Origin of the sequence: Gabonibacter massiliensis (assembly GCA_001487125.1) — a bacterium.
GTDB lineage: Bacteria > Bacteroidota > Bacteroidia > Bacteroidales > Marinifilaceae > Gabonibacter > Gabonibacter massiliensis.
Window position 1 is genome coordinate 2,200,156 of record LN913013.1, and the last position, 26,339, is coordinate 2,226,494.

The following is a 26,339-nucleotide window of genomic DNA, read 5'->3' on the forward strand; positions in this document are numbered from 1 at the left end:
AAGCTCTACTCCCAGAAAGCTTCAGATTATAACGATATTGGCAGGTCTTCTGACTTACTCCGTTTTCAAACGCCCTTCCCATTTCATGTCGAAACAGTGGATGTGAGTATTGTTCGAAAATTTCGGTGGAGCTTACAGCAGCGGGTCTGTTCAGGATTCTCACCTGATTCCCTTTTCACCACCTTCCGTAAAACGAAAGGTGACACCAAAATCGATTGTTTAATCGGGTGCAAAATTAGATAGTATTTAGTAATAAACAAATAATACTTTATTTTTAATACGAAATATATAAGATAATACGTTATTTTCCGAAAATAATTGCCGGAATAGGACGTTGATTTTTAGCTATATGTATTGGATAAGAATAAAAAAGGGTAAATGAAATAAAATATTTATTTTTGTTCACTGTGATATGAGAGACTCTATTTATAAATATAGTGGAATGATGGAAAAAAGAGGATATATTCAGGTGTATACCGGAAACGGTAAAGGGAAAACAACAGCTGCATTCGGACTTGCCGTGAGGGCCTTATGTGCTGGTAAAAGGGTCTTTATCGGACAGTTTGTCAAAAGTATGAAATACCACGAGACCCAAATAGAATCTTTGTTTGATCGGTTGGAGATCCGTCAGTTCGGACGAGGATGTTTTATTAAACATGATCCGTCAGAAATGGATATGGCTCGTAAAGGACTTAAAGAGTGTACAAAAAAATTAAGTTCCGGAGAATATGATGTGGTTATCTTGGATGAGTTGACCATAGCCCTTTATTATCGATTATTAACGGAGGAGGAGGTACTGAAAGCCTTGCGAAAGAAAGCGATCGCTACGGAAGTGGTTGTTACGGGCCGCTATGCTTCGGCAACCTTGACGGAATTTGCGGACTTAGTAACGGAGATGCAGGAGGTAAAGCATTATTATACCCGGGGCGTTTTGTCCAGAGAAGGTATTGATCGTTAGGCTCAGGAAAAAGAGTTAAGCAGACTTGTCAGGTTACTCGTAAATAGTTTTACGGACATGGCAAGCAGTATGATACCGAAAAATTTACGGAGAATATATACGCCTCCTTTACCGATCAGACGTTCTACCAAGGTTACGTTCTTTAATACGATATAGACTACTACCATATTTAAAATAACGGCAATAATGATGTTAGCGATATGACATTCTGCTCGGAGAGACAAGGTTGTCGTGAGGGCGCCGGCACCGGCTACCAAAGGAAAGACAACGGGAACGATGGTGGCAGAGCCGCCGGGTCCGTCGTTACGGAAAACTTCGATACTAAATGTCATTTCAATAGCTAACACAAAAAGTACTAAAGCTCCGGCAATAGCGAAAGAGGAGATATCGATATTGAACAATTTTAGTAATGCGTCCCCGGCAAAAAGGAAGGTGATAAAAATAACCAAGGAAATTCCGGCTGCTTTTTCCGCATTGACCTTGTTCCCGTTGCTATTCAGATTTATAATAATAGGTGTGGAACCCGTGATGTCAATGACGGCAAACAACACCATAAAGGCCGTAAAAATTTCTTTAAAACTTAATTCCATGTATTAACTTATTAAAAACTTGCAGGGTACAAGACTGTTTTGATTAATGAAACCAACTCGAACCTTGTGAAAACAGTCATTTTGTACCTCTGCAAATTTACAATTATTTTTTTAATTCCATATCTCTTCATCGGAAGGTACATGTATACGCGTGGACAGAGGTGCGATCCGGGTGATATTCAATAAATGTTTATAAGTGAAGTTTTCTGAGATCGAGTTATTTCCCCAACTTCCGCAACCTAAAGTGTTTGTAACGGGTAGCCCGTTTTGTATGGAGCCTCCAGCCGTCGTGGCACAAGGTGCGTTAACGATAAGTCTGGATACGGAGAGTTCCGTGCCGGCCTTAATGATATTTGCCTGATTCATGGAGTGGATTCCTGCCGTGTGTCCGTTTCCTTCCATAAAAAGATTGGTTTTTGCGATTTGGATGGCTTCGTCGAAATATTCGTAGGGGAAAGCTGCCATGACCGGACACATCTTCTCTTTACATATGGGATCGTCGTGTCCGATACCGTGAGCTTCTACGACTATAACCCGGGTATTTTTCGGGATTGATATACCTGCTTTTTTGGCAATGGTTTGTGTGGATTGTCCTACGATGTCCCGGGCGATATGATTATCTTCAAAAATGGCATGAATGATTTTATCTCTGTCTTTTTCCGGGACAAGGTAAGCACCATGTTTTTGGAAAGCTTTCATCACATTCTCTCTCTCCTCTTTGGGATAGATGAAACTTTGTTCTCCCGAGCAGATAATGCCATTGTCAAAAGAACGTCCCGTGATGATTTTTTCTGCAGTGACATCCCAATCGATATTACGGTCTAAAATAACTTGCACGTTTCCGGCACCTACTCCAAAAGAGGGTTTCCCGGAAGAGTAAGCGGATTTTACCATGGGCATTCCGCCTGTAGCTACGACGACATCACAGGCTTCCATTAACTCGCAGGTCTTTTCGATCGTGGGGTCTTCTATCACCTGAACCAGGTTTTCAGGTACTTCCAAAGGTATGATGGCATCGATGATCAATTTTACAGCAGCCGAAGAACATTGTTTTGCTTTGGGATGAGGGGCGATGATGATGGCGTTTTTAGTTTTTAAGGCAAACATGATTTTTGACATCGGCGTAACTACCGGATTGGTCATGGGGGTTATTCCGGCTACGACTCCTATAGGTTTTGCTATTTCTATCAGATTGGTCTTTTCATCTATACTTAAGATTCCCATGGATTTTTTTCCCCTGAGGTTATACCATACTCCTTTGGCTTTATTTTTATTTTTGGCGACCTTATCGGCGTATACTCCCATTTGGGTTTCGGCTATCGTGAGTCGAGCCAGCTCTTCGGCATGGTCGAAGATGGTACGTGCCGCTACTTTAATGACCTGATCCACTCCTTCCTGATCAAAGCGATCGGCATAAATGGTTTGCGCCTTACGGGCTTTTTCTATCATTTCTTTGATTTCCATAATATTCGATTTTAATATAATACAGTATATATTTGTTTGATTTCACTCTTGGTTAATTCCACGTAATTATTTGCCAAAAGACGTTGTTGCGTCTCAAGAACATTATTGGTAAATCTTTCGATTTCATCCTGTTTCATTCCGTATGTGTGCAGCGGATTCTTGGAAAGCAGTTTACCGAGTAAGTAGTCTAATTCTTCGTAAACGTGTTTTTCGTCCGAGTGAAGGATTGTTGCCAGTAATGTATTCAATTCGCAGATGATACCGTCTGGTTTTTTCTCGTTGTAGAGTTTGAAAACTTCTGTGAAAAATTGGTAATTCGCTTCTCCATGTGGGACATGGTAATTTCCGCCTAACGGATATGAAAGAGCATGGACGGCACCTACCCCGGTGTTCCCGAATGCAATTCCGGCATAGTTGCTGGCCGTTAGCATGTCTGCTAAACGTGTAAAACGATATTCCGGCCCTTGAGCCGTTATGTGAATGAATACATCCATAATGGTTTTAATGGCAGCCCTACAAAAAAGTTGCGTATATGAATTTGTACGAGGAGAGACATAAGATTCAACCGCATGGATAAGAGCGTCGATAGAGCTGTAAATAAAAAAATTATAGGGAAGTCCTTCTAAAAATTCAGGAATAAGAACGGCATCGTCAGCCAGAATAGCATCATCTGCTAATCCCATTTTCGTGTGTAAGGATTTGATTTCAGCGATGGAAATATTGGTTACCTCGCTGCCTGTACCGCAGGTAGTGGGCAAAATAATCAATTGCTTCTCTTTGATAATGGGAATATGGCGTTGAAAAGCATCCGTTGCATTTGTGAAGTTTCGGATAACGAAAAGTTTTGAAATGTCGATGACAGTACCTCCTCCGACAGCGATAATTCGGTCATACTCTTTCAGTGAGATCTGTCCGAGTATTTGATTTATCATTTCGTCCGACGGTTCTCCTGAGCCGAAATTTTCTTGCATAATAAAGCGACAGGGTAACTGTAGGTTCTTCATATAAGGGGTATACAGGAAATCATTGGTGATTACAAGATCTTTTTTTGATAGATCGAACTCTTTTGCAAAATCAGAGAAATGATCAAAATGACTTAATCGGGTTTTTAATTTAAATAATTGCATGATATTTTTATATTATAGATTTTTTAATACGCGGGAAACGGCGGAAAAACTCTTCTGTTAAAACTTCCCTGAAATCAGGGTGGGCAATCCGAATCAGGCTTTCGGCTCTTTGCCGGAGAGTTTTGCCTTTTAAGGAGGCGATGCCGTATTCGGTAATCACGTAGTCCACGTCGTTGCGGGAAGTAGATACGGCAGCTCCTGGTGCAAGGAAAGGGACAATGCGTGATGTCTTTCCTTTGGCTGCAGTGGAGGGTATGGCCATGATGGAGATCCCCTTTTCCGACATGGCGGTACCTCGTACATAGTCTACTTGTCCTCCCACTCCGCTGAATTGCTTCGATCCGATACACTCGGAACCTACTTGCCCGGAAAGATCGACTTCAATACAGGAATTAATGGATACCATTTGATTGTTTTGGCAAATAACCCGGGGATTGTTCACATAGTTTACCGGATATAACTCTACATTGGGATTTTTGTCCGCAAAATCATAAAGACGTTTACTTCCCATGAGGAAGGTTGCAACCAGTTTTCCGGGATGTAAGGTTTTTCGTCTTCCGTTGATAATTCCTTGTTCCACCAGATCAACGACTCCGTCCGAGAACATTTCAGTATGGATGCCAAGGTCTTTTTTGTTTTTGAGGCATTGGAGTACGGCATCTGGGATAGCTCCGATGCCCAATTGCAGAGTGGAACCATCTTCGATGAGGGAGGCGCAATGTTGTCCGATCGCTTGTTCTACTTCTCCGATTTTAGGGGTGGGCAGTTCAAAAAGAGGGAGAGAAGTTTCCACGATATAATCGAGTTTGGAAATATGAATGAAGTTATCTCCGCCCACTTGAGGCATCTGTTCGTTTATTTCGGCTATGACTATGCGAGCAGCTTCTGCTGCCGGTTTGGTGTAGTCGGAAGATACGCCGAAACTGCAAAAACCGTTTTTATCCGGGGGACTGAGGTGTACCACTGCAACGTCAACCGGTAGGATCCCGTTTTGGAAAAAGAAGGGTAATTCATGGAAAAAGCAAGGTAAGAAATCGGCCCGGTCTTTTTCCACTGCAAGTCGAGAATTGGCTCCGACGAAGTTCGTGTTATGGCGGAAATGACACTCCAGTTTTTCTTGCATATAATTGCCGTCTCCGAGGCAGAGCATATGATAGATCTCCACGTCTTGATAATTGTCGGCATGGGCGACCAATGCTTGCGGAATTTCCCGGGGAACTCCGGCCGCATGAGCAAATACAACTCGGTTTTTGTTATGAATCGCTTTGATTGCCTCCTCGGCCGAGGTTCGCTTTTCTTTATATAGTTTTTTCCAGTTCATGGTTTATTGTATTTTAATAATTGTTTGGCTAAGTCCAATAACTCTGAGTCTGTTTCGTTTATCAACAAGATTTTTCCGATTTTTTCTTCCAACTCCCTCGAAAGTATTACTCGAACTGTTTGTTCGATGGTCATTTGGGCTGCCGGACAGTGGTGACAGGTTCCGAGGAGAGATATGCAAATATCTCTTCCCCAGATTTCCCGGACCATTATATCCCCGCCATGCTTCCGGAGCAGAGGACGAATGTACCGGGAGATGACCTGTTCTACTCTAACAGAAAAAAAGGTATTTTGAGTATTTCTACTTTCGGTTTCTGCTTTCATCGATTTTTGCGATTACTTTTGCCAACTCTTTTTTGCCTTCGATATTACCTTGACGGGAAATCATAATGCGTTGGGCCTGAGGAGATCCTGCTCCGTGCATGGACTCCGTCCGGTAGCCTACTGCGGCGGTTCCCAAAGTGATGTTTTCAATTAAACGTAGGATTCGCATCCGGTTTTCCGTGTCTTTTCCGCAAGCCCCTTGTAGATATTTTTTCACGTACACACCTATTTCGGGATGATGCAAATCTTGTTCCGAGGGCATGGTTACCATAAGACCTCCTGCGATGTCTTCTGCTAAGCGGGCTATTTCATAGGGCATTCGGGTAACGTTTTGTTTACATACGTTAGCTAACAGGAGGTCTATTTGATAGTTTCCTGCCTGAGTCGGATTCCCTTCGGAGGAACAGGCTATACCGCAGGCGTAAAGGGTTTCGTTGAGGTGAATCATTTCGATTAATTTCTCTTTGATATGGTTGGCTTTAGTTGTACCGTTGTATTCGGTTGCAAGGGCGGCAGCTCCGATTAGTACGTCCCCGACGCCGACTTTACATCCTCCGTAAGATTGGCGATGATACCCGGCAAAACGTTCCACCATCATTCCGGCAAAGTCGTATTCTTTGCACATGAAAACCCGTTCGTTCGGAACGAATACGTCATCGAATACGACCAAAGCTTCGTGGCCTCCGAATTGAGAGTTTCCTACGTCGATGTCCGCATCTTTTTCCATTTTTCGGGTATCGCACGATTGACGACCGTAGATCATGAACACTCCTTCGGCATCAGAAGGAACAGCAAATGAAACGGCATAATCTTTATCGTTTTCTTTCATGGCGACCGTGGGCATGACCAGGTGTTCGTGGGAATTTACGGCTCCGGTTTGGTGGGCTTTCGCTCCTCGAACGATGATTCCGTCGGGACGTACCTCTTTAATATGTAAATATAAATCGGGGTCTTCTTGTTGAGAGGGAGAGAGGCTACGATCGCCTTTCGGATCGGTCATGGCTCCGTCTACCGTCAAATCATTATCCTGAACATATTTCATGTATTCGATAAACCGTTGATGGTAATTTGTGCCGTAGGCTTTATCCATTTCAAAAGTAGTTGAGAAAATGGCGTTAAAAGCGTCCATACCGACACAACGTTGGAAGCAAGCTGCAGTTTTTTGTCCTACTAAACGCTGCATCTTTACCTTGTTTTTCAGATCCTCGCTATTTTGATGAAGGTGGCAGAAACGATTTATGATTTTGCCCGTCAGATTGGATTTGGCTGTCATTAAATCTTTGTACTCCTCTTTTTCGGCCAGTTCGTAAGTCATCGCTACTGAATTCATGGAGGGGCGAATCATCGGATGATCGACCGGATTTTTAATCAATTCTCCCATAAAATAGACCTTAAGGTTTAATTTCCGGAGACTTTCAACATACTGCTCTTTTGTCATCATGGTTTCTTGGATTTTAATTTATAATATAGGTGATTACTGAAAAAAGTACGTAATAAGATAATGAATCCGGCCTGCTGTGGAGAAAATAGGGAAGGATTGAAGAGAAGGTGCGAAGATATGGAAGGAATGTGTGTATTTCTCGCATTCTCAACAGAGCAATACACGTGATCCCTCCGGATAATAAAGAAGAGATCCTCTTTTTCAATACATGAAAAAGAGATACTTGCATCTCTTTTGGTAAAGAGATACCTGGATGTTTTAGCAATCATAATTTACCTGTCACACGGACATTAAACATCATTTAAATTACAATGAAAAAATTCGCACATTCCCTATGCTCTAATTCCCCAAAGCAACGGGACTGATTTTGCTTGGCAGGTCTTCTGACTTGTTCCAGAAATTGCGGCCTTCCCTTTTCTTGTTGAAAAAGTGACCATTAGATTGCAATTTCCCTTTTGGAGGAACTTACAGCTGAGGGTTCAGCTCCGGATTTTCACCGGATTCCCTATTCAATTTATTCCCCCGTGGGAGGATAAATCACCTAAGCGATACAAAGGTATGTAAATAAAATTGTATTCCTACTTTTTTCAGTAAATTTTATTGAAAAGTCCTTTTGCGAAAAATAATAGGGAGGAGAAAAAACTAATAAAAAACGTTACCTATATAGAACAGGTAACGTTTTTTATTGACTATTCGGAAAAAGTTCCGTTATTTCGATTATTCTTCCCGGATAGCCGTGATTCCGGGGAGCTTTTTACCCTCGATGTATTCGAGCAATGCACCGCCTCCCGTAGAGACGTAGCTGACTTTGTCGGCTAAACCGAATTGGTTGATGGCTGCGACCGAGTCTCCTCCGCCGATAAGCGAGAAGGCCCCTTTTTCGGTTGCTTTCACGATGGCTTCGGCGATGGCTTTTGTTCCCTCGGCAAATTTGGGGATCTCAAACACGCCTACGGGACCGTTCCAAAGAATGGTTTTTGAATTTTCGATGATTTTTGCAAATTCCTTTCGGGTTTCCGGGCCGATGTCCAAACCTTCCCAGCCGTCCGGGATATTCATGGGGTCTACAATTTGAGTGTGGGCGTCCTGACTGAAAGCGTCGGCGGCTAATGTTTGGTTGGAAAGCACTAAATTAACCCCCTTTTCTTTGGCGATTTTTAGGATATCGAGGGCTAAATCCAGTTTATCTTCTTCGCAAATCGAATTTCCGATATGACCACCCAATGCTTTTTTAAAAGTATAAGTCATACCACCGCCCAAAATCAGGTTATCCACCTTGTCCATCAGATTCATGATGATATCGATTTTAGAGGACACTTTCGAACCTCCCATGATGGCTGTAAAAGGACGGGTCGGATTGTGCATTACTTTATCCACGCTTTCTAATTCTCCTTTCATGACATAACCGAAAAGTTTGTCGTTCGGGAAAAATTCGGCGATCACGGCAGTTGAGGCATGGGCCCGGTGGGCGGTTCCGAAGGCGTCGTTGATCCATACGTCTCCTAAAGAGGCCAGTTCTTTGGCAAATTGTTTGTCCCCTTTTTCTTCCTCTTTGTGGAAACGAAGGTTTTCCAATAGAAGTACTTCTCCCGGTTTTAAATCGGCTGCCATCTTTTGGGCTTGTTCTCCGACACAATCTTCCGCGAATTTAACAGGGGTATGCAATAACTCCTCTAAGTGCTTTTGAATATGTTTCAAAGAAAACTTATCCTCCGGTCCGTTTTTCGGACGTCCCAAATGAGACATGAGAATAACAGAACCTCCTTTTTCCAATACTTTTTTTATCGTTGGAATGGCAGCCCGCATGCGGGTATCATCTGTAATTTCGAATTTGTCATTCATAGGTACGTTGAAGTCGACTCGAATTAACGCCCTTTTGTTTTTAAAATTGTAATTGTCAATCGTCTGCATATTATTTATGTTTAGATATATTCTTACGTAATTGTCATGATAAAGGTATGTATAAAATGAATTTAAACAAAGAAAAAAAGTGAAAAGGCTATCGGGGAGTCGGTTTGTCGGGAAATGAGAGAGAAAATTTGTAGGTCTCGAAAAAAATGCAGACTTTAGCTATTTATAGGATACATCAGATGGATAAACGTGAATTTTTTATGAAAAAGGCTTTGGAAGAAGCCTATATTGCTCAGTCGGAAGGGGAGATCCCCGTGGGAGCGATTATTGTTTGCAAGGATAAAATTATTGCCAGGGCCCATAATCAAACCGAGAGATTGAATGATGTGACGGCTCACGCGGAAATGTTGGCGATTACATCGGCAACCGCTTCGTTAGGAGGAAAATATTTAAATGACTGTACGCTTTACGTGACGATGGAACCATGTACTATGTGCGGGGGGGCTTTAGCGTGGGCTCAGTTGGGAGAGTTAGTGTATGGAGCATCGGACCCGCACCGGGGATACGCGAGGCTGACTCCCCCTATACTTCACCCGAAGACCAAAGTGGTTGCCGGAGTGTTGGGCGAAGCATGCGCCGATTTACTGAAGGCATTTTTTGTTCGTAAACGTGATTAATTCTTTCCCGCATTGTATATGCGATGGAGTTTTTATACATTTGAGACTCGAAAAAGAAAACGACGAATCCTTTAGGCAGGGATTCGGTTTTGAAACAGGTAAAAAAAAATAGATGGCTGGATTTGATATAAGAAGCGGGAATGTTCCTGAAAGTGAGAAAGAGTTGGAGAAGGCGTTACGCCCCTTGACCTTTCGTGATTTCCAGGGACAAAAAAAGATTGTGGATAATTTAGAGATTTTTGTACAGGCGGCCAAAATGAGAGACGAGTCGTTGGATCATGTCTTATTACATGGGCCTCCCGGGTTGGGAAAGACAACTTTATCTGCTATTATTGCCAATGAGTTGGGAGTAGGAATAAAGATTACCTCCGGACCGGTGCTGGATAAGCCGGGCGATTTAGCCGGCTTACTGACTAATTTGGAAACGAACGATGTCCTTTTTATTGACGAGATTCATCGGTTGAGCCCTATCGTGGAAGAGTATCTCTATTCGGCCATGGAGGATTTTAAAATCGATATTATGATCGATAAAGGACCGGCTGCCCGTTCCGTACAAATACAATTGAATCCTTTTACCTTGATAGGAGCCACTACCCGTAGCGGTTTGCTGACGGCCCCTTTGCGTGCTCGCTTTGGTATTAACAGTCATTTGGAATATTACGACCTGGATATTTTGACGGGAATTATCGAACGTTCCGCTTCTATCCTGAACGTGAAGATAACAAGCCAGGCTTCGAAAGAGATTGCTTCGAGAAGCCGAGGGACACCCCGTATCGCGAATGCCCTGTTGAGGAGAGTACGCGATTTTGCGATGGTAAAAGGAAATGGTGTTATCGATCATGAGATCACTCAATATGCTCTTGAAGCTTTGAATATCGATAAATTCGGTTTGGATGAGATGGATAATAAAATTCTGCTGACCATTATCGATAAGTTTAAGGGAGGTCCTGTCGGATTGACAACCATAGCTACTGCAGTAAGTGAAGACCCCGGCACGTTAGAAGAGGTTTATGAACCTTTTCTGATTAAAGAGGGGTTTCTGAAAAGAACTCCCCGGGGACGCGAAGTGACGGATCTGGCCTATAAACACCTAAAAAAGGACCAGGTAAAGAATGATCAACCCACGCTTTTTTAGACAATTAGCCATGCAAACGTTATATGGTTAAATTGTGTTAATAGTAGGAAATGTTAAAATTGAATTGTTAAATTTGTGGTATGAGAAAACAACAGATTATCATATTGGGTGTTGTGTTTGGTCTCTCGTTATTTGGATTAATTCTGCTTCAGACAAGCTATTTTCAGACCGCCTTTGAAGTAAAAAAAGAGCAGTTTGATTATACCGTCAATAAAGTGATGGATGAGGTTGTTGATTATATCCGGGGAAAAGTGAAGATGAATCGCATTGCAGAGGGGAACAATCTGTTGAAAAGTTCAGAGGATGGTGTAGAAGATACTCGAATGTACGTGGATCCGAAGCGGAAAATCGCTTCTAAGAACGATCCTAATTTGATGTTTAGTTCTGTACTGAGTTTGATTGATGATGACTCGGATGTGCAGGATGTCAGTGATTTTGTAGGTCGTAAGGTAACCAAAGATAATTTATCGACCTCTCTTGCAAAATTGCAACAGCAGATTAAGGAACGTTTGGGAAAGGATTATGTGCTGGTCGTAGAGGAGGGGAATAAACCGGAACGAATGATAGAGGGCAGGATGGATGTGAATGATTTGTACGGTTTTATCGGAAATGCTCTGATCGATAACGGTATTCGTAGCTCGTTTGAGTTCGGGATAAAAGAGAATGGAAAGTTCGTGTTGGCCTCTAAAAACTTTTTAAGTCAACAGGATCGATATTGGGATAAGAGAATTTTCCCGGGTGAAAAAGGAGGAACGGTACTGTATTTGAGGTTTCCTGATTTGGCAGGAGATGCGGCGAGTTCTTTGTGGATGCTGTTACCCAGTATATTGATCACATTCGCTTTGTTGTTTTGTTCTGTATTCTGTTTAGTGGTTATTATTCGTCAGAAAAAACTATCGGTAATAAAGAATGACTTTATTAACAATATGACTCATGAATTTAAAACCCCGATAGCGACGATCTCTTTGGCTTCACAGATGTTGAAGGACGGAGCTGTAACGAATACGCCGGAAACCATTGACCGGGTCGCTACCATTATTCGGGACGAGAGTAAACGTTTGACTTATCAGGTGGAACGGGTGTTGCAAACCGCTCTTTTTACGGAAACGAGGATGAAGTTAAAATTGAAAAAGATCAATATAAATGACATTATAGAAGATTTGTTACCTAAATTTATCTTGCGGGTGGAGGATAAAGGAGGTAAAATGTTCGGTCACCTGGAGGCTGAAAATGACGAGGTATTGGCCGATGAGGTTCATATAACGAACGTCATTTCTAATCTGGTTGACAATGCTATTAAGTATTGTATCCGGGCTCCGGAGATCTCAATCTATACGCGAAATAGGAATCATGAGATTGTTATTAGTGTGATTGATAATGGCATAGGAATTGCTAAGAAAGATCAAAAATTGATCTTTGAACGTTTTTATCGCGTGTCGACAGGAAATTTGCATGACGTGAAAGGTTTTGGGCTGGGCCTTTCGTACGTGAAAAAGATCGTGGAAGCACACGGAGGAAACATTGACGTGGAAAGTTCCCCGGATAAAGGGAGCTGTTTTGACATTATTTTACCATTAACATCAAAAAAACAAAAGGTAAAGAGAACCTTATTTTTCTAATTTCGTATATTTTTTCAGAGAATTTAAAACGATATAGAGAATTATTTAAAACAACATAGCTATGGATGAGAAAATTAAAATTTTATTAGCAGAGGATGACACAAACCTCGGCATGCTGCTTAAAGAGTATTTAAGAGCTAAAGGTTTTGACACCGTTTTATGCGAGGATGGAGAAGTCGCTTACGAGACTTTTTTAAATCAACCTTTCGATATTTGTATATTTGACGTGATGATGCCGAAGAAAGACGGTTTCACTTTGGCAAAAGACGTACGACAAATTAATAGCGAGATTCCAATCATTTTCTTGACGGCAAAAACGATGAAAGAAGATGTGTTGGAAGGATTCAAATTAGGAGCTGACGATTACATGAGTAAACCTTTCAGCATGGAAGAGTTGCTTTTGAGAATCGAGGCCGTATTGAGAAGATCGACCGGTCTGAAACCGGAAGATGAGCAAGAGATCTTTAAGATCGGTAAGTTGACGTTCAACTCTAAGAAGCAAACTTTGTTTGATGGAGAAGAGGAGCAAAAACTGACCACGAAAGAATCGGAATTACTTCGTTTGTTATGCTTGAATGTAAATAAAGTATTGGAGAGAAACTTTGCTTTGAAGAACATTTGGGCGGATGACAACTATTTCAATGCAAGAAGTATGGATGTTTATATCACCAAATTACGTAAACACTTGAAGAAAGATCCTTCTGTGGAAATTATCAATGTTCACGGAAAAGGATATAAATTGATCCTTTGATGTCTGATAAATGAATAAACGGGTCTCGTTTTCGGGACCCGTTTTTTATGGTGTTTATTTTACCGGAATCTTATCTATTCTCCGTTGATGTCTTCCGCCTTCGAAGGCTGTCGATAAGAAGGTGTCGATCACGTTTTGAGCCTCTTCGTAGGCTATGAAACGAGCTGGAATACTGCAAACATTGGCATTGTTGTGTTGACGCGCCAAAGCTGCCAATTCCATATTCCAGCATAGGGCACAACGGATTCCCTGATGCTTGTTTACTGTCATGGAGATACCGTTTCCGCTTCCGCACAGGACAATTCCTTTTTCGTATTCTCCGGATTCCACGCTGACGGCCAACGGGTGTGCCGTGTCCGGGTAATCCATACTTTCGGAAGAGTGGGTCCCGAAATCTTTCACTTCATGTCCCTCCTCCCGAAGGTATTTAACTAATCTCTCCTTGTACTCGTAACCTGCATGGTCACATGCTATTGCTATTTTCATACGATAAATTAAAATTTCCGTTTAACGGATGATTATACGTTATATTTTTTGCAAAGGTAAGAAACATTTAGACTTCTGTGATCAAGAGATGATGTGAATTAATCACTTAATCGGGTAATCGTTTCGAATTACCGTACGATTAGAGTCTGCACATATCTACCGGTTTTTCTTTTTGAGCGTCTGTTACGGCAAGGGTGGTCATGTATACGATATCCCGTACGCTGCATCCCATTTGCAGAATATGTACCGGCTTTTTCAATCCTAAGAGTACCGGGCCGATGATTTCGTTGCTTCCTAATTCCTGTAATATGCCCAAAGCGATACTTCCGGAACTCAGGTTGGGGAAAATGATCGTGTTTACATCTTTATCCGCTAATGGCGAGAACGGATATCGCTTTTTTCTTAACTCTTTATTGAAAGCAACGGAAGCCGACATTTCTCCGTCCACGATGATTTCCGGGTATTTTCGATGTAAAACTTCGATGGCTTCTTGTATTTGTGCCGGACTTCCCAAGTGGTATTCTCCGAAATTGGAGTAAGAGGCTACGGCAATAATAGGTTCTACGTTAAATTGTTTCACGGCCTCGTAGGTGAGGACGGTGACGGATTCTAACGTATCGGCAGAAGGATGGCTGTTAACGGTGGTATCCGCCAAAAAGTAAGTTCCTTTTTTATGGGTAACGATATGCATCCCCACGGCGTATTTGCAACATTCCCGTAAACCGATGATGTCTTTGGCAGCCCGTAGTACATGGCGATAATCGGAGTGAATGCCGGATATCAGTCCGTCCCCGTCTCCGGATTCGACCATCATCAATCCGATAAAATTCGAATTATGCATTAATTCTTCGGCCTGTTCGGCGGTGATCCCTTTTCTTTGCCTCAGCTTATAATAAGCTTGCGTGTATTCTCTTATCTTCTCTTTTTCTACGGCCGGATCGAAAATCGTTAATTCGTCGATCTTCAGATGAAGCTGTTTTTTTAAATTCTCAATTTCGGTTGTATTTCCGATAAGAATAGGATGTGCTATTTTTTCCGTAACGATTTCCTGTATGGCCAATAGTACTTTTATATCAGCACCTTCTGCAAAGACAATACGTTTGGGATCTGTTTTGGCTTTTCCCGTCATGCGTCGCATAAGGCGGTCATCCTCTCCGATTCTTTTCTCGAGTTGTTCCTGGTAGGCTTCCCAATCGGTAATTGTCTTGCGGGCGATTCCGGATGTTATGGCAGCCCGGGCTACGGCCGGAGCAATACGACTGATCAAACGGACGTCTAAGGCTTTTGGAATGATATAATTCCGGCCGAATGCGATGGAAGGATCGTTATAGGCCATCTTAACCTTTTCCGGTACGGGTTCTTTGGTTAATCGGGCTAAAGCATAAACGGCCGCTAATTTCATCTCCTCGTTTATACCTTTGGCTTGAACGTCTAATGCCCCTCGGAAAATGTAAGGGAACCCCAATACGTTATTAATTTGATTGGGATAATCCGAACGACCTGTCGCGAAAATAATGTCTGGACGACTATGTATGGCTTTCTCGTAAGAGATTTCAGGATTGGGGTTGGCCAAAGCAAAAACGATAGGGTCATTACCCATGCTTTGAATCATTTCTTCTGTCAAAATGTCAGCCACGGATAAACCTAAAAATAAATCCGCTCCGACTAAGGCTTCCTGTAAAGTTTGTAGAGGCGTGTCTGTAGCGAACTCTTGTTTTTCACTGTTTAAATCTTTTCGATCGTTTCGGATAACGCCTTTACTGTCACACATGATCAAATGCTCTTTCTTCACTCCCAATGTCAAATAAAGACGGGCACAAGAAATAGCAGCCGCTCCGGCACCGTTGACAACGACTTTTATCTCCTCGATCTTTTTGCCGTTAAGTTCCAAGGCGTTTAATAGTCCGGCTGCCGATATGATAGCGGTTCCATGCTGATCGTCATGCATAACGGGAATGTCTAATTCTTCCTTTAAACGTCGCTCTATTTCAAAGCATTCGGGAGCTTTGATGTCTTCTAAATTTATTCCGCCGAAAGTCGGAGCTATAGTTTTAACCGTTTCGACGAACTTATCCACTTCTTTCGTGTCGACCTCGATATCGAAAACATCTATGTCTGCAAAAATTTTAAATAAAAGTCCTTTTCCTTCCATTACGGGTTTACCGGATAGAGCTCCGATGTCTCCTAAACCTAAAACGGCTGTTCCGTTGGAGATGACGGCGACTAAATTGCTTTTGGCCGTGTATTTGTACGCTTCCGTCTGATTTTTTTGAATTTCGAGACAAGGTTCCGCTACCCCCGGGGAGTAAGCCAATGATAAATCGTGTTGGGTACTATGTGGTTTTGTCGGGATGACCTCGATCTTTCCGGGACGTCCTGTCGCGTGATATTGTAAAGCTTGTGTTTTTTCAATAAAATCCATAATCTAACTTATTTGTATAAATGTAAAATTATCCGGATTTGTTTCAAACGACAAATAGAATGTGTTAATGAAAAGTTAAAGTCAAAATATTAACGCAGGTTAAAAGAGGTTATTATTAATTTAGCCGAACTAAAATAGGTAGAATAGATAATGATGAAATTTGGGTTAATAGTTGTATTGTTGGTGTCATTCATATCTTGTACCAGAAATCAAAGGGTTGTTGTTGATTTTAATCTTGTTGGAACTAACGAACATCGATTCGTATTATCCGTCGATACTACAGAATACAGGGTTGACGTGGATGATAAGGGACACGGTCGTATCGTGTTAAACGAGTTGGGGTATGGTGTGTTGAAGTACGGGAAGGATCGGATTCCTTTATTTTTCGAAAGTGGAAAATCGTTGTCGATTTTTATTTACGGGAATAAGGTTCGTCAAAACGTTCGTTTTGAGGGGGATGGGGCTGCCAAGAATATTTATCTGAATAGCAGAAGATTTCAGGAAGGATCTCTTGACTATGCTTTGGGGGAGAGAGATTTTTTGAATCAGTTGAAAGATCATATCACCAGCCAATGTGAACATTTGGATTCCATGTCTTTTGATCCGGAATTTACGAAAATGGAGCGAGAGAGAATAAAATTTACGACCTATACCGTTTTGGAGAATTATCCTTTATACCATGCCTGGAGTACCGGAAACAAAGATTTCCTACCCGATACGGCTTATATGGATTGTATTAGGGCTTTGATTCGGGAAGATGAAAAATTAATGACATTGAAGGAGTATAAAGAAGGGATGGCTTCTTTGGTCTCTTTGATCAGTACCTATCGTATTCAGGAGTTTGATGCTTATAAACGGGTTATGGCTCAATTTGATTACGTGAAAAAAAATTTGAAGAATAAGGTATTAATAGAGTATTTGATTGATCGTTTTGCTTACAATTATTTAGTCGGTTCCGGTATTGACGAACATACGGAAGAGATAGTCGCTGTTTATGATTATTATGTTAAAGATTCTGCTCTTAGGAAACATTTTTATGATTTTTATAACCGATGCGCCCGGATTGTAAAAGGGTGTCCAGCTTTGGATTTTACCTATACGGATCAAAATGGAAATATCGTTCGTTCCATTGATTTTAGAGGGAAATACCTTTTATTGAACGTATGGGCGACCTGGGGAGCGCCTTGTCGGATTGAAAGTGTGGCATGGGATAAATTGGTAGAAAAATTCAAAGGTAAAAAAATAGCTTTTGTTTCTATATCCTGTGATAAAGATAGAGGAACTTGGGAACGCTTTTTAAAGGAGAAACACACGTGTGATATTGAGCTCCATATGGGAGAAAATCGGGAATTGATGGATTTTTATTTGATTCGCGGAATCCCTCGTTTTATTTTAATCGATCCGGAAGGAAATATCGTGGATTCTGATTTTTTGCGTCCGACCAATCCCGAAACGGAAACGTATCTGAAACAACTTTTTTAATTTACGATCTACCGTCGTCCATCTTTTTTTCATTCAATAAACCACCTGATCTCGGAATCTTTTTAATCTGCAATCGTCATATCTCTCAATCATCATGATTTACTGAACCAAGGGATGACCTCTTCATTTTTTAAAATGTGAATGATGGTTTTCCCGTCGGCCGTATAGTTCGGATGTGTACAGGCAAAAAGACTATCGAAAAGGTCGTTCATCTCTTGTTTGTTCAATATTGTATCGTAGTTTAAGGCTGCGGCTTTTGCCAATGAAAGTGCGATCCGGTCCTGCATTTTTTCGCGTATGGAACCTTCCGTATTTTTATAGTGTTCGATTAAGTTAATCAGGACCTCTTTGCCCCGTGCATGTGAAAGATCGGGAGGTGTCGTGTAAACGGCATAACAATTTTTGCCGAATTCGCCTAATTCGAATCCTAATACGTTCAAGTCGTTGAGAATCTCTTTTACCAGCAAGAAGTCATCTGCTGATAGTTCCAACGTTTCCGGAAAAAGACTCTTCTGGCCGCATACTTTCTGTTGTGTCAATGATTCGCGATAGCGTTCGAAGAGTACCCGCTCATGGGCTCTTTTCTGATCTATGAACATCAGTCCCGAATGAACCGGGGTAACGATATAACGGCCTTTCATTTGGATAAAAGAGATCACTCCCTCGTGATCTTCCTGCTTGACGGCCATTTCCGGAATTTCTGTTTGTATGACCTCTTCTTTTTCTTCTAATCCTTGAAAAAGGGCATCCCAATTAGCCGGTACCCGTTCTTTTTTTGCTTGCTCACGCGTATATTCTTTGGGAAAAGAAGCGGGGCGCTCGAAATCGGAATCCTCTTTTGAAATGGAGGTTGCATAATTGAACGGATTGTAATGGGGGTTGTAACTTACTTTCGGTACTTTGGGGATGATAGGTGTCGTTTCCGGTGAAAAATCGACTTTTCCCTCCGTGTCGAAATCGATTGTAGGGGTAATGTTGAATTTTCCCAAAGCCTCTTTTACACAAGCTAAGATGATTTGAAAAATAGCGTTTTCATCCTGGAATTTTATTTCTGTTTTTGTCGGATGGATGTTGATATCGATCATGGAGGGATCTATCGTGAAATAGAGAAAATAGGAGGGAATCGTATCCGGGCTGATTAAACCGGAGTAAGCTTCTAACACTGCTTTGTGGAAATAGTTGTGTTTCATGAAGCGGTTGTTCACGAAAAAATACTGTTCCCCGTAACTCTTTCTGGAGTGTTGTGGAGCACACACGAAACCGTTGATCGTGATAAAACCGGTTTCACAACCCACCGTGATTAACTTGGGATTTATAGTTTTACCGAATGCGTTGACCAAGCGTTGCCGTAATCCGGAGATGGGGAAATTGTAAATCTCATTCCCGTTATTGACTAAAGAGAATGCGATATGCGGAGCGGTAAGGGCTACCCGTAAAAATTCGATTGTAATGTTTCGTAGCTCCGTGGTGTCCGATTTTAAAAATTTGCGGCGGGCGGGAATGTTGTAAAATAAATTTTTCACGGAAAGATTGGTTCCCCTGTTGCAATTGATGCTTTCCTGGTTCTTTAATTCGGAATCGGCAATAAAAAGATAAGTACCCAATTCCTCCTCTTCTTTTTTCGTCTTTAGTTCCACTTCGGCTACGGAGGCAATGGAAGCCAAGGCTTCTCCCCGGAACCCCATGGTCCGGATATTGAACAGATCCGTCGCAGTTTTGATTTTAGACGTAGCGTGACGTTCGAATGCCATGCGGGCATCTCTTGGTGACATTCCGCTACCGTTGTCAATGACTTGAATAAGCGCTTTTCCTACATTTTTCAAAATAACCTGAATTTGTGTAGCTCCGGCATCGATGGCGTTTTCCATTAGTTCTTTAACCACGGAAGCCGGACGTTGTACAACCTCTCCGGCAGCAATTTGATTGGCCACGGAATCAGGTAAGAGTTGAATAATGTCGGACATAAATTTCGTTTGTTTTTAGTACTAAAATAGTTTGAGAATCAAGTCGAGTTTGTATGTGGCCAGATAAAATATGACCAGTAGAATAACGATGAGGATCAAAAACAGCCGTAAAGAATAGCTCATTGACTTGGCAGGCCTGTTGGCTTTCCTGCGCGCGTATTCCCGTTGAAAACCGGACCTTACGTCAGGGATGTACTCTTCACCGTCTTCTTTTAGGCCGAGTTCGGCCCTCATCCTTTTCTCTCGCTCTTTTCTTGCTTCTGCTTCCGGATCCCAATAGCGGGGTTTTAGCTCGAAGCGTTTAGGTTTCGGTTGATTAAAAAATCCCATAATCCATTTAATTTACGGTTTCTTTTTTCGATGATTTACCAAAATTTTTTGCTATCCAACGGGGAACGATAAAAACGCCTACGAACAGATAAGGATAATAGCTAATCAGACGCCATAAGATCGCCATCGCGATAGCGACTCCCGCGTTCGGAAGGAATTCTCCGAGGTACTTTGAAAAGACAAATTCCGCAAAACCGCTTCCTCCGGGAGTGGGACTCACCAACATCATGATCCACATCACGAGTTGTCTTGCGAAGATAAGAAAATGTTGGGCCCAGTCATAACGCCCGAACCAAAAAGCTACTAAAATGGCATTTACTACCCAATACCGAGCCGTCCATGAACAAAAGGTAGCCCCGAAAGTCTTTAACCAGAAGCCGAAAGGCATTCTTCGTAATTCAATGGAGTTGCGGATGATATCGCTTCCGGCTTCGTTGGCATCGTGTCTCCATTTTCGTAATATTCTCCATTTGAAAAGCTTCATGATCAGAAATTTCAGACCTCTTGGGTTTTTAAATAGCCCGTAGCTCAAAATGATCAAATAGGCTAATTTGATACCATAACCGATAACGGCAAAGAGAATCAAACTGTCTGCAACGGCTTTGGTTGTATCCGGCATGTACCATAGAGCCTGATGGTTGACGAATAGCAGAATCAACGGAAACATGATGATAAAGTAGAGCTCGTCTAAAAAAGAGGTGGCCATGACCATGGCCGAACTTTTCCCTACGCCAATACCCTCTTTATGCACGAATAAAATGGCCAAACTTGTTCCTCCGATAGCTGAAGGGGTAACAGCCGAGGTAAACTCCCATAAGAAAATAATCCGTATGGCTTGGATCCATTTCAATCGGCCACCCGAGAGTACGCGAATTCGGATTACGTAACCCAAATCCCGAATGATCATGCATAAAAAAGCCACGAAAAGCCAGAAAATCGTACTCCAGGTGAAAGTGATCACATCGAAAGCTTTCGGGTCAAATTCCTTGTATAACATATAAGAGACAACAGCTAACCCGATAATGATCGGATATATGATTTTATACGGGCTTATTTTTTTCGTTAACTGTTTATTCTCTTCCGGATTCTCTTGTGCCATAATCAACATTTTGTCGATGCTAAATTACTAAAAAAAGTTCAATGGCGTATTATATATTTTTGCATTTACCCGAAAGTTTTTGTGTATTATACTACCCCATTTTTCATTTTCAGTTGTTATATAGTAAAACCAAGGGGCAAAATGATAAGTTGTATTATTTATTTAACTGGACTATGGGAAAATGGATTTGGTTTTTAATGGTGTTCACCTTAAATAGTTGTTAGTTTGACCGAACAATAGAAATTCGGTTGAGTGGGAGTCAAATAATATGTCTGGCTTCATTATTTTTTCTATTTTTTACGTTTATCTGGTGGATATGGAAGAAACAGAAACCTGAGATAGATAAGCATATCAATTTTATTAATATATTAAAAAAAGAAAATTGGTTTATACTGGAACAAAACCATAAGTTAAGTCAACATTCTTCTTGTCAAGCCGATCGGATAAGACAATTGCATGTAGTTTTAGAAAATCGTCTGGGGAGTTTGCGGCATTTGTTGAAGTTGGGTTCTATTTATGAAAACAAATCAGAGATTTTTTATAAAAAATTTCGAGAGCATGTATGCTTGGAAGCGAAAACTAAGACTGCTTTTACTGATTTATACGAATTGACAAATTTGTATTGTAATGGAGTCATAGAATATCTCAAAAAGAATTATCCGCTATTGAACGATGAAGATCTTCGTTTGTGTTGTATGATTGCTTTAGGATTTTCTTCGCAAGAAATTCGATTGATTTTTAGCCATACTAATAGACAGTATCTATACGAAACGTTCAAAACTTCGAGCAAAATTAGGATTATCTCCGGAAATAAATATGGAAACTTTTATACACAATATGATTATAAAATTAGGTTTAAATATATCATAAGTGTTATATTGTCAGGGTGTTGTGCGTGTTATTTTTAGTATGTTTTTGGTTTCTATATGCTTGTGTTGGTTGATTGTGGGGTATTAGAAATTTATTTTTAATAACAATTGATTATTAATCGGTTATGCTTAGGACTATAAGGCTATAAAATATGTAATATTATTGGAATTATTTTTGAATTAAAATAATTTTATAATGGATATGTGGTTCTGTAAAAATCATGAAAGAGTATTTTGGGATTCGCCTTCTAAATAAAATGCTCACCCAAATATAGAAAATAGAGTTTGTGTAGACTCTATCTGTTTTATTAATTTGAAAGAAGGCATAAAAAGATAATGAAAAGCACGATAATTTCAAAGTCTCATAAAATGGGGTGATAGATTTTATTGAAAGTCGCTTTAGGTGAAGTAGCGATAAGCAGTGCAGCAATACCAATAACGATAGATTTATCGAAAAAACTGTATGAAATAATTGGTGCGGATATCGAAAAGCAATACGAGTAGATTTTTTTAATACATAAAACGATGGCTATATGATAAATGGAAGACTTACCAAAAAACTTCATACATGAGAAACTTCTCATTTTCTAAAGGAATGATCATATATATTCGTTTGAAATAAACCCGTAAATCCCAGGAATCGGGAGCAATAAGATCTATACTGTCATTTGTTTCCCGGAATCTGGCGAGCCGGCGTGGAAATTCCCGTTCGTAAAAGTCCATCAACTCTTTACGGGTAGTGAGTATTTTTCCTTCTAAATCTTGCGAAGACAAAGTTAATCTTTTTTTATTTTTTGGTGCAAATCGTTTTCTGACTGCTAAAAGGACAGAATTATCTCCATTCTTTAAAACTTTTTTTTCTTCTTCCGTAAATGGACGTAGCAGCCATTGTATGTCTGTGTCGTATCGAAATTGTAAGGTGTCGGTGCGATCGAATAGCAGATATAGCGTATCTCCTCGTTGATAAAAAGGGTCTCCTGATTCCCGAACTTCTTTACTTAATCTGACTTTCCAGTCTTGTTTGTTTTCTTTTTTTACCGTCTGGGCATTTATTTCTGGGTAAATAAAAAGAATTATAAAAATGACTAAGTATTTTTTCATAATTAATGTTCTTGTGTACATATTCTTTTGGCATTTTCCAAATAATTCAAATATAGCTCATTTAGAGTCTCTCTCTTTTCTTTTGAGATTTTTTTCCATCCTTCTGATTCTACTAAGACTAATTTATTGTCTTTTAAATCTTGGAAATGTGTTAATCCTTGCCAAGCAATGGATCTACAAGTAGATATATTTGTGTTGGGATCTATTTCATGTAAAGCTTTTGCAATAATATCAACGAAGTATTCTGACATATATTGATGATGAGCTGTAGCGTTATAATAATATTTTTTGTAAAAATAACATAAAGTTGGGAAACTTTGATTATCCAATGCTTTCCCTAACTCTATAAAGTCTTTGTCTGATATAGATCCTGGATTGTGTGATTTTAGGGATAGTAATTGAGCATATATTTTAGCATGAATAGCCTCATGAATAATTGTTTTTGCGACCATTAAAGGTGGACTGTTCATTAAATTGATTTCATTGAGTATTATAGTAAACCAGTAATGATTCATTTCTGATATTAATTCTCCATTAATATTTTGGGGCATTCCTTCTAATTTCCATCTTAAATGAGCGATGGAATTTTCTTCAATAAAATGTTCAATCAATTTTTTGAAAGTTTCACTTTTACTATTGACTTTAGTGTAAATGCAATCAATATAATCGTTTTCTTTTAAATTATCGATATCTATTATAGGTGTATTAGTTGTGCCTCCATCAATTTCTGCATTTTGTGTAGGAGGTAAAAGAATATTTGTTGTACATCTTGTCCATCCTCGAGAGCTATAAAAGTCAATGAATGATTCTTTTAATTCACCTATGTATTGACAAATGCTACTTCCATTGTATCCGAATGTATTTATTTCGTGTGTGACAAATTCTAAATTTGCATTTATTGCGTAGAAATAATCTCCTGCTACGCGAGATACGGGCTCAAAAATTTCATAAATACGAGCATAATTAAATAGAGGGTTGCTATGTTGTAAATAAAACTTTATCATTTGCCGATATTTATCCAAATCTAATCTAAATTCTAAATACTGATTAGCAGAACATTCGTTCTCTGTGCAAATACTCCAAGCATTTCTCCACATTTGACGTGTATCGCAAACCCATGATCCAGAGGCATCTGGATTATAATAACATGTCCCCCACGAATGGATTGTCCTTGACCGTGAAGTATTGTTTATATGGAATAACATATAGCTGAAAAGGTTGTAACATTCATATCTATTGATTAATGAATCGATATCGGGAAAGAGGTCATTCAGTTGTGGTATTTTTTGATTAATATTGGTAGTATCTCGTGAGATTCTATCTCTCGTTTGCTCGTATTTTTGACAGATGTCTTTGAAAAACGGATCTTGAACCAATACTTTGTAAGTATCTTGATCTATTGTGAAGAAATCTTTCAAATATTGGGTGGTACTATCCTGTTTGTCTTGGATGTTGTTGACTTCTGAAAAATCTTCTGTTTGATAACAGGAGTGTATTAATAGGAGTAATACAAGTAGAATGGACAAGATTAAGTATGTTTTTTTCATGACAACGGATTATTATACGACGCATGTAAATATAACAACATTAATGTAGATTGCAATATAACGTGTATGATGCTTCACAAAAAAATATTTATTTTAATAATTTAAAAAGTGACAAAAATTAATATTGTGGATTGTATCGCTCGTGTTGCACATGAATTTTTAGCGGCAAGCTTTTAAAGAACATTTTACCGGAAGTTAAATTTGATTAATAATCGGTAGGTTGTTTATAAGAATTTGGAAAATCTCTAATTCTGTTTTTACAATCAAGGTTTCACTAAACTTGCGATCGAGAGGTGTCGTCGTAGATGTCTGTTTCATAGATATTTAGTGACAGAATATGCTCCGTGATTTATAAATAAAAACAACCTCTTGCTAATCAGGAGGTTGCTTGTGCCTGTGGAGAATAACGGAATCGAACCGTCGACCTTTTGACTGCCAGTCAAACGCTCTAGCCAACTGAGCTAATTCCCCGTTTGCGCTGCAAATATAGATAAAAATCCGGAAATATGAAATTCAGGAGAGAAGAATTTCTTATTTTAAATGCGTAGCTCCCGTTTTGATCTACAACGAACAATAATTAATACAAATTTACCAGGTATTGACAAGCGGTTTTCATTCTATATAAAAGAGAAGAAAACTAAATTAAACCTTTTTCAAGCAAACAACTGGAAGGAAAATCGGGTGCGGCTCAATAGCCAAAACTACGTCCCGAGATTGACTTTTTTCATTGGGATATATAGGGGGCTACGGAGAAAAATTCCGATTTAGTCCAATGAAAAACAATCTTAATATGGCCGGCTGAACAGCTTCATTCTTTCCTGACGTAACAATGCTATAAAAGGTAAAATCTTCCTTTTCCCCTATTGTCGGCTACCAGTTTTCGCACTGTGTAGGCGTAAGCTAAATTTCGGATAAGTAAAAAGCATTCTGCCTATCCGTTTGCCATTCCATAATCGACTCTACATCGGACAATCTTACCGCCTCTTCTTACAGATTGTATGATAACTTTTCCGACGGCGAATGTCAGTCTGGGTGTTAGGCTCCCCGAAAGAGTTTTCGTGTATATCGGGAAAGCCCGAACAAAAATAGCTTTGGCAAACGCCTAATACAAGGAACTGTACCAACCGCCGAAGGCTATCCGATAAAAATGTCATTATAAGAGTCGTATGGTCCTATTCGCCTATAAAAATCAGCAATGTTTTCTGTCATAAATATTTGTACTTTTATCGAAATGAGCGTTCCATCTCCAGCAAACCTTGTTTGGCATCAAGGCCTCCGCCGTAGCCGGTCAGCTTGTGGTTGCTGCCGATGACCCGGTGGCAAGGCACGAATATGGAGATGGGGTTGGTGGCATTGGCCGAGGCGACGGCACGCACGGCTTTCGGATTGTGGATGCGGCGGGCAAGTTCGCCGTAGGAGATGGTCGTACCGTAAGGGATTTTCATCAGTTCCTCCCATACGGTGCATTGGAACTCCGAGCCGGTAAAAACAATAGGAATGTCGAATGTCTTGCGATGTCCGGCGAAATACTCGTCGAGTTCTTCGATTGTCCGTTGGATAACCTCAGACGTTCCCTCTTCATACTTCGCGTTCAGGTGCCGCTGTATGCGGCGGTCGATTGTCGAGCGGCGTTTCTCCACGACCCAGTCGCAGATGCACAGCTTGTCGCCGTAAGAGCCGACCATCATCTCGCCCACGGGCGATTGATAGCGTGTAATTTTTATGGTTCCCATATCGTTCCTTTTATTGTCATAATATTCTTTCATGCATATTTTGCAGGGT

21 protein-coding genes, 1 tRNA gene and 2 riboswitches are annotated in these 26,339 nt (G+C 40.5%); of the genes, 6 read left to right on the forward strand and 16 right to left on the reverse strand.

What is annotated here, in order from left to right; all coding sequences use genetic code 11:
• Nucleotides 1-22: 22 nt before the first annotated feature.
• Nucleotides 23-225: riboswitch (cobalamin riboswitch) on the reverse strand.
• A 220-nt stretch (nucleotides 226-445) separates the two neighbouring features.
• A complete protein-coding gene (locus tag BN3283_RS13650) occupies nucleotides 446-958 on the forward strand; it encodes a cob(I)yrinic acid a,c-diamide adenosyltransferase (protein ID WP_059027272.1) in 513 nt (170 codons plus the stop codon).
• 2 nt (nucleotides 959-960) lie between these two features.
• Here the strand turns inward: BN3283_RS13650 and BN3283_RS13655 are convergent, their stop codons facing one another.
• The 7 genes from BN3283_RS13655 to BN3283_RS13685 all read right to left on the reverse strand — a co-directional run bounded on the left by BN3283_RS13655 (nucleotide 961) and on the right by BN3283_RS13685 (nucleotide 9,135).
• Nucleotides 961-1,548: a MarC family protein gene (locus BN3283_RS13655; RefSeq protein WP_059027032.1), complete on the reverse strand. Its 588-nt coding sequence runs from the start codon at nucleotides 1,546-1,548 to the stop codon at nucleotides 961-963.
• 111 nt (nucleotides 1,549-1,659) lie between these two features.
• Nucleotides 1,660-3,012, reverse strand: a complete 1,353-nt coding sequence (locus BN3283_RS13660) for an aldehyde dehydrogenase family protein (protein ID WP_059027034.1) — start codon at nucleotides 3,010-3,012, stop codon at nucleotides 1,660-1,662.
• 11 nt (nucleotides 3,013-3,023) lie between these two features.
• On the reverse strand, nucleotides 3,024-4,139 hold the full coding sequence (locus BN3283_RS13665) for a 4-hydroxybutyrate dehydrogenase (RefSeq protein WP_059027036.1): 1,116 nt from the start codon (nucleotides 4,137-4,139) through the stop codon (nucleotides 3,024-3,026).
• A gap of 7 nt (nucleotides 4,140-4,146) precedes the next feature.
• Complete coding sequence (locus tag BN3283_RS13670; protein ID WP_059027038.1) at nucleotides 4,147-5,460, reverse strand: acetyl-CoA hydrolase/transferase family protein; 1,314 nt, start codon at nucleotides 5,458-5,460, stop codon at nucleotides 4,147-4,149.
• Complete coding sequence (locus tag BN3283_RS13675) at nucleotides 5,457-5,783, reverse strand: NifU family protein (protein WP_059027040.1); 327 nt, start codon at nucleotides 5,781-5,783, stop codon at nucleotides 5,457-5,459. Before BN3283_RS13675 ends, BN3283_RS13670 begins: the two co-directional genes overlap by 4 nt.
• Nucleotides 5,761-7,224, reverse strand: a complete 1,464-nt coding sequence (locus BN3283_RS13680) for a 4-hydroxyphenylacetate 3-hydroxylase family protein (protein WP_059027042.1) — start codon at nucleotides 7,222-7,224, stop codon at nucleotides 5,761-5,763. Before BN3283_RS13680 ends, BN3283_RS13675 begins: the two co-directional genes overlap by 23 nt.
• A 357-nt stretch (nucleotides 7,225-7,581) precedes the next feature.
• A riboswitch (cobalamin riboswitch) is annotated at nucleotides 7,582-7,784 on the reverse strand.
• A gap of 157 nt (nucleotides 7,785-7,941) precedes the next feature.
• Entirely contained in the window at nucleotides 7,942-9,135 is a 1,194-nt protein-coding gene (locus BN3283_RS13685; protein ID WP_041505199.1) for a phosphoglycerate kinase, read from the reverse strand.
• A 179-nt stretch (nucleotides 9,136-9,314) separates the two neighbouring features.
• Here BN3283_RS13685 and BN3283_RS13690 point away from each other — a divergent pair, with 179 nt between their 5' ends.
• From BN3283_RS13690 to rprY, 4 genes are all read left to right on the forward strand, one after another.
• A complete protein-coding gene (locus BN3283_RS13690; protein ID WP_059027273.1) occupies nucleotides 9,315-9,752 on the forward strand; it encodes a nucleoside deaminase in 438 nt (145 codons plus the stop codon).
• Between the two features lie 112 nt (nucleotides 9,753-9,864).
• Nucleotides 9,865-10,887, forward strand: coding sequence for a Holliday junction branch migration DNA helicase RuvB (gene ruvB, locus BN3283_RS13695; RefSeq protein WP_041505198.1), 1,023 nt, complete (start codon nucleotides 9,865-9,867; stop codon nucleotides 10,885-10,887).
• An 80-nt stretch (nucleotides 10,888-10,967) separates the two neighbouring features.
• Nucleotides 10,968-12,506, forward strand: coding sequence for a sensor histidine kinase (locus tag BN3283_RS13700; protein ID WP_041505197.1), 1,539 nt, complete (start codon nucleotides 10,968-10,970; stop codon nucleotides 12,504-12,506).
• 61 nt (nucleotides 12,507-12,567) lie between these two features.
• Nucleotides 12,568-13,257, forward strand: coding sequence for a response regulator transcription factor RprY (gene rprY, locus BN3283_RS13705; RefSeq protein ID WP_041503374.1), 690 nt, complete (start codon nucleotides 12,568-12,570; stop codon nucleotides 13,255-13,257).
• Nucleotides 13,258-13,311: 54 nt separating this feature from the next.
• On the opposite strand, the gene rpiB is transcribed toward rprY, so the two are convergent.
• Both rpiB and BN3283_RS13715 read right to left on the reverse strand, forming a co-directional pair.
• Complete coding sequence (gene rpiB / locus BN3283_RS13710; protein ID WP_041503375.1) at nucleotides 13,312-13,743, reverse strand: ribose 5-phosphate isomerase B; 432 nt, start codon at nucleotides 13,741-13,743, stop codon at nucleotides 13,312-13,314.
• A gap of 139 nt (nucleotides 13,744-13,882) precedes the next feature.
• The gene (locus BN3283_RS13715; RefSeq protein ID WP_059027043.1) at nucleotides 13,883-16,165 is read right to left on the reverse strand and encodes an NADP-dependent malic enzyme; all 2,283 of its coding nucleotides are present in this window, start codon (nucleotides 16,163-16,165) and stop codon (nucleotides 13,883-13,885) included.
• 150 nt (nucleotides 16,166-16,315) lie between these two features.
• Here BN3283_RS13715 and BN3283_RS13720 point away from each other — a divergent pair, with 150 nt between their 5' ends.
• On the forward strand, nucleotides 16,316-17,647 hold the full coding sequence (locus tag BN3283_RS13720) for a TlpA family protein disulfide reductase (protein WP_059027045.1): 1,332 nt from the start codon (nucleotides 16,316-16,318) through the stop codon (nucleotides 17,645-17,647).
• A 92-nt stretch (nucleotides 17,648-17,739) separates the two neighbouring features.
• Here the strand turns inward: BN3283_RS13720 and mutL are convergent, their stop codons facing one another.
• From mutL to BN3283_RS13765, 7 genes are all read right to left on the reverse strand, one after another.
• Nucleotides 17,740-19,611: a DNA mismatch repair endonuclease MutL gene (mutL, locus tag BN3283_RS13725; protein ID WP_059027047.1), complete on the reverse strand. Its 1,872-nt coding sequence runs from the start codon at nucleotides 19,609-19,611 to the stop codon at nucleotides 17,740-17,742.
• A gap of 21 nt (nucleotides 19,612-19,632) precedes the next feature.
• The gene (locus tag BN3283_RS13730) at nucleotides 19,633-19,941 is read right to left on the reverse strand and encodes a hypothetical protein (protein ID WP_059027049.1); all 309 of its coding nucleotides are present in this window, start codon (nucleotides 19,939-19,941) and stop codon (nucleotides 19,633-19,635) included.
• 7 nt (nucleotides 19,942-19,948) lie between these two features.
• Nucleotides 19,949-21,040 carry a lysylphosphatidylglycerol synthase transmembrane domain-containing protein gene (locus tag BN3283_RS13735; RefSeq protein WP_059027274.1) on the reverse strand — a complete coding sequence of 364 codons (1,092 nt, stop codon included), beginning with the start codon at nucleotides 21,038-21,040 and terminating at the stop codon, nucleotides 19,949-19,951.
• 1,418 nt (nucleotides 21,041-22,458) lie between these two features.
• Nucleotides 22,459-23,010, reverse strand: a complete 552-nt coding sequence (locus BN3283_RS13750; protein WP_059027055.1) for a hypothetical protein — start codon at nucleotides 23,008-23,010, stop codon at nucleotides 22,459-22,461.
• A 2-nt stretch (nucleotides 23,011-23,012) separates the two neighbouring features.
• Nucleotides 23,013-24,557, reverse strand: coding sequence for a hypothetical protein (locus BN3283_RS13755; protein ID WP_059027057.1), 1,545 nt, complete (start codon nucleotides 24,555-24,557; stop codon nucleotides 23,013-23,015).
• A 397-nt stretch (nucleotides 24,558-24,954) separates the two neighbouring features.
• Nucleotides 24,955-25,028: transfer RNA gene (locus tag BN3283_RS13760), tRNA-Ala, on the reverse strand.
• 752 nt (nucleotides 25,029-25,780) lie between these two features.
• On the reverse strand, nucleotides 25,781-26,290 hold the full coding sequence (locus tag BN3283_RS13765) for a methylated-DNA--[protein]-cysteine S-methyltransferase (protein ID WP_059027275.1): 510 nt from the start codon (nucleotides 26,288-26,290) through the stop codon (nucleotides 25,781-25,783).
• Between the last annotated feature and the right edge of the window lie 49 nt (nucleotides 26,291-26,339).

Excerpts from the sequence above, each read along its gene's own strand:
- BN3283_RS13650 (WP_059027272.1), top strand. The coding sequence starts at position 446 with ATGGAAAAAAGAGGATATATTCAGGTGTATACCGGAAACGGTAAAGGG.
- BN3283_RS13655 (WP_059027032.1), bottom strand. The coding sequence starts at position 1,548 with ATGGAATTAAGTTTTAAAGAAATTTTTACGGCCTTTATGGTGTTGTTT.
- BN3283_RS13660 (WP_059027034.1), bottom strand. The coding sequence starts at position 3,012 with ATGGAAATCAAAGAAATGATAGAAAAAGCCCGTAAGGCGCAAACCATT.
- BN3283_RS13665 (WP_059027036.1), bottom strand. The coding sequence starts at position 4,139 with ATGCAATTATTTAAATTAAAAACCCGATTAAGTCATTTTGATCATTTC.
- BN3283_RS13670 (WP_059027038.1), bottom strand. The coding sequence starts at position 5,460 with ATGAACTGGAAAAAACTATATAAAGAAAAGCGAACCTCGGCCGAGGAG.
- BN3283_RS13675 (WP_059027040.1), bottom strand. The coding sequence starts at position 5,783 with ATGAAAGCAGAAACCGAAAGTAGAAATACTCAAAATACCTTTTTTTCT.
- BN3283_RS13680 (WP_059027042.1), bottom strand. The coding sequence starts at position 7,224 with ATGATGACAAAAGAGCAGTATGTTGAAAGTCTCCGGAAATTAAACCTT.
- BN3283_RS13685 (WP_041505199.1), bottom strand. The coding sequence starts at position 9,135 with ATGCAGACGATTGACAATTACAATTTTAAAAACAAAAGGGCGTTAATT.
- BN3283_RS13690 (WP_059027273.1), top strand. The coding sequence starts at position 9,315 with ATGGATAAACGTGAATTTTTTATGAAAAAGGCTTTGGAAGAAGCCTAT.
- ruvB (WP_041505198.1), top strand. The coding sequence starts at position 9,865 with ATGGCTGGATTTGATATAAGAAGCGGGAATGTTCCTGAAAGTGAGAAA.
- BN3283_RS13700 (WP_041505197.1), top strand. The coding sequence starts at position 10,968 with ATGAGAAAACAACAGATTATCATATTGGGTGTTGTGTTTGGTCTCTCG.
- rprY (WP_041503374.1), top strand. The coding sequence starts at position 12,568 with ATGGATGAGAAAATTAAAATTTTATTAGCAGAGGATGACACAAACCTC.
- rpiB (WP_041503375.1), bottom strand. The coding sequence starts at position 13,743 with ATGAAAATAGCAATAGCATGTGACCATGCAGGTTACGAGTACAAGGAG.
- BN3283_RS13715 (WP_059027043.1), bottom strand. The coding sequence starts at position 16,165 with ATGGATTTTATTGAAAAAACACAAGCTTTACAATATCACGCGACAGGA.
- BN3283_RS13720 (WP_059027045.1), top strand. The coding sequence starts at position 16,316 with ATGATGAAATTTGGGTTAATAGTTGTATTGTTGGTGTCATTCATATCT.
- mutL (WP_059027047.1), bottom strand. The coding sequence starts at position 19,611 with ATGTCCGACATTATTCAACTCTTACCTGATTCCGTGGCCAATCAAATT.
- BN3283_RS13730 (WP_059027049.1), bottom strand. The coding sequence starts at position 19,941 with ATGGGATTTTTTAATCAACCGAAACCTAAACGCTTCGAGCTAAAACCC.
- BN3283_RS13735 (WP_059027274.1), bottom strand. The coding sequence starts at position 21,040 with ATGGCACAAGAGAATCCGGAAGAGAATAAACAGTTAACGAAAAAAATA.
- BN3283_RS13750 (WP_059027055.1), bottom strand. The coding sequence starts at position 23,010 with ATGAAAAAATACTTAGTCATTTTTATAATTCTTTTTATTTACCCAGAA.
- BN3283_RS13755 (WP_059027057.1), bottom strand. The coding sequence starts at position 24,557 with ATGAAAAAAACATACTTAATCTTGTCCATTCTACTTGTATTACTCCTA.
- BN3283_RS13765 (WP_059027275.1), bottom strand. The coding sequence starts at position 26,290 with ATGGGAACCATAAAAATTACACGCTATCAATCGCCCGTGGGCGAGATG.